Raw genomic sequence first — 7,007 nt, 5'->3', positions numbered from 1 at the left:
AAGGCTCGACTGGAGCAGGGTCGCGATCGCCTGCTGGAGATCCACTCCAGCGGTGGCGCCGCCGCCCAGCAGCTGGTCGACAAGCTGGCCGCCGAAGATGACGACACCGGCATGATCTCCTTCGCCCTCAAGATGTTCGACGAGATCGGCGTCAATCAGGATGACCGTGGCGAGAACGCGCTGGTGCTGACCCCCGGGGATCACATGCTGGTCTCCAGCTTCCCGGGCTTGCCGCAAGACGGCATGACCATCACCTTCGATCGCAACACTGCCCTGTCGCGTGATGACATGGCGCTGCTCTCCTGGGATCACCCCATGATGCGCGGCGGTATCGACCTGATCCTGGGCTCCGAGATCGGTGCCACCTCGGTCGCACTGCTCAAGAACAAGGCGCTGCCCATCGGCTCCATCCTGCTTGAGCTGATCTTCGTTGCCGAGTCTGCGGCCCATCCCCAGCTCTACCGCTTCATGCCGCCGACGCCGATCCGTCTGCTGATGGACAAGAACGGCCAGAATCTGGGTGAGAAAGTGGCGTTTGATGCCTTCAACCGTCAGCTGACGCCGGTCAATCGCCACCTCGGCAGCAAACTGGTCACCGCGTCCCAACCAGTGATCCACAGTCTGATTGGCAAGGGCCAGGCCATTGCCGAAGAGCTGAAAGCTGGGATTGTCGACAAGGCCCGCGCCCAGATGGCGCAGACCCTGCAGCAGGATCTGGATCGTCTGGAAGCGCTCAAGGCAGTCAACCCGAACGTGCGCGACAGCGAGCTGGATTATCTGCGCAATCTGCAGGCAGAATTGCACCACCTGATCGATCAGACCCAACTCAAGCTGGATGCCATCCGCTTTATCGTGGTCACCCATAACTGACAAGGTACCGACCGACAGCGGCCAGACCCAGCTCAAACTGGATACCCAAGGCCGCTTTGTCGTGGTTACCCATAACTGATGGGGGCTTGCCCCCACCTTCTGATGCGAGACATTTATGTTTGAATACTCACCGCCTCTGGAACCCTGGCTCGATATCCTGTTCAAGGACAAGGACATCATGGTGGTCAACAAGCCCACTGGCCTGCTAAGCGTCCCCGGGCGCGGCCCCGAGAATGAAGACAGCGTCCTGCATCGGGTCAAACAGCAGCACCCCAAGGCGGCGGCAGCTCATCGCCTCGACATGTCCACCACAGGCGTCATTGTCATTCCCCTCAATCCCAACTCTCATCGGGAGCTGAGTCGGCAATTTCGCGAGCGGGAGACCGAGAAGCACTACCTCGCCTGGGTGTGGGGTGAGCCGGAGGCAGAGTCGGGTCAGGTTGACCTGCCGCTCTGCGTCGACTGGCCCAACCGCCCGAAACAGAAGGTGGATCACGAGGAGGGGCGTCACGCCCTGACCCTGTGGCAGAAACTGAAGGTGGAGAACGGCAACAGTCTGATCAAGCTGACCCCCATCACAGGTCGCTCGCACCAGTTGCGCGTCCATATGCTGGAGCTGGGGCACCCGATCCTGGGTGACAACCTCTATGCTCATCCGGATGCGCTGGCGGCAGCGCCCCATCTCTACCTTCATGCGGCCAGCCTGACCATCAGCCACCCCCGCAGTGGCGAGCGGATGACCTTCGAGGCGCCAGCTCCTTTCCCGGTCTAATCCCGCAAATCGCAGAGATAAAAAAGCCCCCATCGCAAGATGGGGGCTTTTTCATTAGGGTCAGACGCGAATATCGATCTTGCTTCCCAGAGAAGCGCTGGCCGATGTCGGTGCAACCGGCGCTGATTGCGCTGCGTTTTGCAGCAGCTTCAGCGCAGCTTCGCCCTCTTGGGTCTGCTGTTTCTTGGCCAGACTGGCCGTCATCAGAGCAGAACCAAACGACGCATTTGCAGAACTTGATATATCCATAGGGTTCCTCCTGCACTCAACAGTATCGACCAAGCGGCCCCGAACATAAGCACTGAATGCAAAACAATCTGAAAGTTGCTTTTCTATCAATCAGATAGCAATAGCATTCATGGTCCCTGTTCACCGCTGGATGACGCCTTCAAGCTCCTGTGCCGTCATCGCCCGAAGCACCTTGCAAGGGTTGCCAGCCGCCACCACGTTGGCGGGCACATCTTTGGTCACCACCGAACCGGCACCGATGACGCTGTTGTCACCGATAGTGACACCGGGACAGATGACTGTGCTGCCACCAATCCAGACGTTGTGACCGATCCGCACCGGCTTGCCGAACTCGACACCCTTGATACGTGGCGCCACCGCCACCGGGTGAGCGGCGGTGTAGATCTGCACCCCGGGCGCCAGCAGCACGTTGTCGCCGATGTGCACCTCGCAGACGTCGAGGATGGTGCAGCCTACGTTGGCGTAGAAGTTCTCGCCGACGAAGATATTGGCGCCATAGTCGCAGAAGAATGGCGAATTGATGGCACACTCCTGGCCGCGGCCACCGAGCAGCTCGTGCAGCAAAGCATCCCGCGCTGGTTTCTCCTGCCAGCTGGTGTTGAAGGTGTGATAGAGCCGGCGGCAGCGCTCGCGCGCCGCTTTCAGCTCAGGATCACCCGCATCATAGGGCTGCCCCGCCACCATCTTCTGCCACTCGGTACCGCGCACCACCTTCTCCATTACCTACTCCATCAGCCAGATCAGGGATTCATAAGGGCGCAGCATACCCGATTGCGGTTGAGCTGGACTATCGGGGTAGTTGCCGAGCAGCAGCCGACCTTGCCCGCTTTGCAGCTCGGCAGGCAAGGCAAACTCCACCGGCTCGCCGTAGAAGTTGCTCACCACCAGCAGGGTCTGACCGTTGGCGCGACGGGCATAGGCCCAGATCTGCGGGTGCCCCGTCAGCAGCTCCTGATAATCCCCCTGAGTGAAGATGGGGTGCGCCTTGCGAAGGGCGATAAGATCCCGATAGTGCCAGAACACCGAGTTCTGGTCAGCCAGCGCCGCCTCGGCGTTGATCTCGGGATAGTTGGCGGCAGGCTTGAGCCAGGGCGTTCCTTGGGTGAAACCGGCATTGGCCGCAGCGCTCCACTGCATGGGCGTGCGCGAGTTGTCGCGGGACTTGGCGCCGAGAATGGCGAGGATCTCGGCCTCGCTCATCCCTTCCGCCTGCTTGATGGCGAAGATATTGCGGCTCTCCACATCCTGATAGTCGTTGATATGCTGATAGCCGGGGTTGGTCATGCCGATCTCCTCCCCCTGATATATGTAGGGGGTGCCTTGCAGGCCATGCAGCGTGCTGGCCAGCATCTTGGCGGCGACCACCCTATGCTCACCCTCATCCCCGAAGCGGGAGACGATGCGCGGCTGATCGTGGTTGCACCAGAACAGCGCCGACCACCCCTTGCCGTGCATACCGCTCTGCCAGTGGTTGAAGATGCGCTTGAGTTCGAGGAAATCGAACGGTGCTTTCGTCCACTTGTCGCCGTTGGGGTAATCCACCTTCAAATGGTGGAAGTTGAACACCATGGAGAGCTCGGAGCCATCCAGCGCGCCGTAGCGCTGGCAGTGCTCCAGACTGGTGGAGGACATCTCCCCCACCGTCATGGCGCCGACAGGAGCAAACACGTCGCGGCTCACGTCCTGCAAAAATTCGTGGATGCGCGACCCGTCGGTGTAGAAACGGCGGCCATCGCCAGTCTCATCGTTAGGGAACGTCTGATCCTTGGAGATAAGGTTGATGACATCGAGCCGGAAACCGTCCACCCCCTTCTTGGCCCAGAAGTGGATGATCTTTTTGACCTCGGCGCGCACTGCAGGATTTTCCCAGTTGAGATCCGCCTGCTCGCGGGCAAACAGGTGCAGGTAGTACTGACCGGTGGCGGGATCCAACTCCCAGGCGCTGCCACCAAACTTGGATTGCCAGTTGTTGGGTACGCCGCCATCCACCGGATCGCGCCAGATGTAGTAGTCGCGGTAAGGGCTGTTTTTATCCCCCAGCGCCGACTTGAACCAGGCGTGCTCGGTGGAGGTGTGGTTGACCACGATATCCATCACGATGCGGATGTCGTGCGCGTGGGCGGCGGCCAGCAGCGCCTCAAAATCTGCCATGGTGCCGTAGGCGGGGTCGATGGCAAGGTAGTCGGCGATGTCGTAGCCGTTGTCCACCTGCGGGGAGACGTAAACGGGAGTCAGCCAGAGGGCATCGACGCCCAAGGTCTTGAGATAGTCGAGGCGGGCCATGATCCCCTTGAGATCGCCGGTGCCACGGGCCGCGGAATCCTGAAAGCTCTTGGGGTAAATCTGGTAAATCACGGCACTCTGCCACCAGGGTGTTTGGCTCATGGGTCTTTCTCTTGTCTCGAATATGAAATGGAGAGGGCGACCCGCGGGTCGCCCTGATAATCATTGTCAGGCGCTGGCTTGGGTCAACTTGCCAGCGGCTTGCTGGCGCTTGTAGACCAGCAGGGTCAGCACCACCGGCACCACGATGGCGACCAGCATGGCGATGGCAAATACCGCCCAGTATTGCGGCTGGATGGAAAGGATGCCCGGCAGGCCGCCGACCCCGATGCCGTTGGCCATCACCCCGGCAAAGCCACAGATGAGGGCCGCTAGGCTGGAGCCCACCATGGCGCACAGCATGGGGAACTTGTACTTGAGGTTGATACCGTACATCGCCGGTTCGGTCACCCCGAGGTAGGCGGAGATGGCGGCAGGTACCGAGATCTCCCGTTCGTTCTCCTTGCGGCTAATCAAAATGATGCCGACGACCGCAGACGCCTGAGCGATGTTGGAGAGGGCGATCAGCGGCCAAATCGGGGTGCCACCCATGCTCTGCATCAGTTGCAGATCCACCGCGTTGGTAGTGTGGTGGATGCCGGTGATGACCAGCGGCGCGTAGAGGAAACCGAACAGGGCGGCACCGATGGGAGCGAAGGAGCCGGTCATGGCGGCCTTGGCAGCGAAACCGACGCCATCACCAATCCAGCGACCGAACGGGCCGATAAAGGCGTGGGCCACGATCACTGCCAGCAGCAGCGAGACAAACGGCACAATCACCAGATAGAGGTAAGCCGGAATGATCCGCTTGAGGTTGGTCTCAACCCAGGCGAGGAAGACACCCGCCAGCAGCGCCGGAATGACCTGGGCCTGATAACCCACCTTCTGGATCACGAACAGGCCGAAGTCCCACACCTCGGGAGTCTGCTGACCAATACCGTAGGCGTTCATCAATTGCGGCGACACCAGCGTCACCCCCAGCACGATACCCAAGATCTCGGAGCCACCCATCTTCTTCACTGCAGACCAGCAAACACCGACCGGCAGGAAGTGGAAAATCGCCTCGCCCAGCAGCCAGAGGAAGGCGTGTACCTGAGCCCAGAACTGGCTGATCTCGGTGAGGGTGTGAGTGCCATCGTCGAACATCTTGATGTCGCCGATGACGTTGCGAAAGCCCAGGATCAGACCGCCGGTGATGATGGCGGGCAGCAGCGGCACGAAGATCTCCGCCAGATGGGAGATGCCCCGCTCCAGCGGATTCATATTCTGGCGCGCCGCCTGCTTGGCGGTCTCCTTGCTGCCACCGCTGACGCCGAGCTGTTCGGTCAGCGCCTTGTACCACTGCTCCACCTCGTTGCCGATCACCACCTGGAACTGACCGCCCTGGGTGAAGCTTCCCTTCACTGCCGGAATGGTTTCGATGGCCTTGCTGTCGGCCTTGGCCGGATCGTTCAGGACGAAGCGCAACCGGGTCAGGCAGTGGCTGACGGTGGCGATGTTCTCCTTGCCGCCGATCTTGTCGATCAGGGTGGCAAGCTGCTGTGCGTTGATCTTGGACATGGGTCTTCCCTCTGTGACGCCATTGAATAGTGGTCTGTATCGCCCTTTTGAGCCAGTCTGTCGGCCGGAGCGTTTTTGGTATCGTTCCCATTTAGCATGCCGACAATCTGGCCAGATCGAAATGGGAACGTTCCCAATTCGTGGCCAGCGTCACAAAAAGCACACTTTTTGTTCAGTCGGAAGTGATGGGGCTCACAGGGTTCGGCAGGGGGCGATAGTCACCAGCGGAGGCTGATCCTGCTCAATCTGGCCGAGCAGCTGACGCGCCGCCTGCTCCCCCGCCCCTTTGTAACCAAGATCGAGACTGAGGGCGTTGGGGAAGAGGAAACTGAGCATGGGGTTGTTGCCAAGACCGGTCACCAGCACCTCACTACGCCCTTGTTCTTGCAGGTATTTTGCCGCACCGATGGCGAGGGTGTCGCTGGCGCAGACCAGCGCCTGGGTGGAGGGGGTAAGCAGCTCGGCCGCCAGCCGGTAGCCGCTCTGCAGGCTGAGATCGCCGAGGGCGCTGCACGGGCGCAACCCTTGCTCTGCGCAGTAAGCGAGATAGGCGTCGAGGCGGCGCTGGCCGGTGGTGAGATCCGAGGCATCAACCCCCAGATAGGCGATGTCGCGGGCGCCACGGCTTGCCAGCTGCGCCAGCATGGTGCGCACCGCACCGGCGTCGTCGAAGCAGACCGAGGAGAAACCGGGATATTCACGGGCGACCAGCACCAGCTTCTCTTTCAGCGGCGCCATGGCGGCATAGTCCAAGTCATTGAAGGCGAAAAGGATAATGCCATCCACCCCGCGCCGATCCAGCACCGCCAGATGCTCCTGTACCTTGGCGGGGGAGAACTTGCTCTCCATCAGCACGGCATCGTAGCCACGCTGGTAGAGGGTCTCCAGCATGCCGCGCACCGCCTGATTTTCCGAGCTGGAGTCGAGCCGCGAGACGATGATCCCCACCACCTGCTGGCTCTGGCTGCGCATGGCCCGCGCCGACTTGCTCGGCACGAAGCCATGTTCGGCGATGATCTGCTCCACCCGCTCGCGGGTCTCCTGCTTCACCTTGGGATCCTGATTAAGCACCCGGGAGACGGTCGACTTGCCGACGCCACTCAGTCTGGCGATATCGAGGATGGTCAGTTTCTTGTCCATGAATTGGCTCACAGGAGGCTAGGCGGTGGAATTGCCCACATTGTTGTGATTAACCCCTGTGAATACAAGCCCATGGCGTTAGAATGCCCTTTTT

7 protein-coding genes (1 of these 7 cut by a window edge) are annotated in these 7,007 nt (G+C 60.7%); 2 read left to right on the top strand and 5 right to left on the bottom strand.

Annotation, left to right across the window (positions count from 1 at the left end; translation table 11 throughout):
• Together rapA and rluA are read left to right on the top strand one after the other, a co-directional pair.
• A protein-coding gene (gene rapA / locus ACTG2T_RS12140) for an RNA polymerase-associated protein RapA (protein ID WP_330125757.1) crosses the window boundary here: on the top strand, positions 1–870 show its 3' end. Its footprint begins 1,998 nt before the window's first position; 870 of the gene's 2,868 nt are visible here — the last part of the coding sequence; its start codon lies off the left edge, out of view; the stop codon is at positions 868–870.
• Positions 871–985: 115 nt separating this feature from the next.
• Positions 986–1,642 (top strand): bifunctional tRNA pseudouridine(32) synthase/23S rRNA pseudouridine(746) synthase RluA, encoded by a 657-nt coding sequence (rluA, locus tag ACTG2T_RS12135; protein ID WP_069528708.1) that lies wholly within the window; start codon positions 986–988, stop codon positions 1,640–1,642.
• Between the two features lie 60 nt (positions 1,643–1,702).
• Here the strand turns inward: rluA and ACTG2T_RS12130 are convergent, their stop codons facing one another.
• The 5 genes from ACTG2T_RS12130 to treR all read right to left on the bottom strand — a co-directional run bounded on the left by ACTG2T_RS12130 (position 1,703) and on the right by treR (position 6,913).
• The gene (locus tag ACTG2T_RS12130; protein WP_005336040.1) at positions 1,703–1,891 is read right to left on the bottom strand and encodes a hypothetical protein; all 189 of its coding nucleotides are present in this window, start codon (positions 1,889–1,891) and stop codon (positions 1,703–1,705) included.
• Positions 1,892–2,011: 120 nt separating this feature from the next.
• A complete protein-coding gene (locus tag ACTG2T_RS12125) occupies positions 2,012–2,611 on the bottom strand; it encodes a sugar O-acetyltransferase (RefSeq protein ID WP_330125758.1) in 600 nt (199 codons plus the stop codon).
• Between the two features lie 3 nt (positions 2,612–2,614).
• A complete protein-coding gene (gene treC / locus ACTG2T_RS12120) occupies positions 2,615–4,276 on the bottom strand; it encodes an alpha,alpha-phosphotrehalase (RefSeq protein ID WP_330125759.1) in 1,662 nt (553 codons plus the stop codon).
• Positions 4,277–4,342: 66 nt separating this feature from the next.
• A complete protein-coding gene (gene treB, locus ACTG2T_RS12115; RefSeq protein WP_005348758.1) occupies positions 4,343–5,773 on the bottom strand; it encodes a PTS trehalose transporter subunit IIBC in 1,431 nt (476 codons plus the stop codon).
• A 192-nt stretch (positions 5,774–5,965) separates the two neighbouring features.
• Positions 5,966–6,913 (bottom strand): trehalose operon repressor TreR, encoded by a 948-nt coding sequence (gene treR, locus ACTG2T_RS12110; protein WP_144716009.1) that lies wholly within the window; start codon positions 6,911–6,913, stop codon positions 5,966–5,968.
• Positions 6,914–7,007: the final 94 nt, after the last annotated feature.

Source organism: Aeromonas sp. 75A (genome assembly GCF_051919425.1).
GTDB lineage: Bacteria > Pseudomonadota > Gammaproteobacteria > Enterobacterales > Aeromonadaceae > Aeromonas > Aeromonas veronii.
Note: the sequence above shows the minus strand (reverse complement) of the source record. Positions and strands in the feature narration are given on the sequence as shown.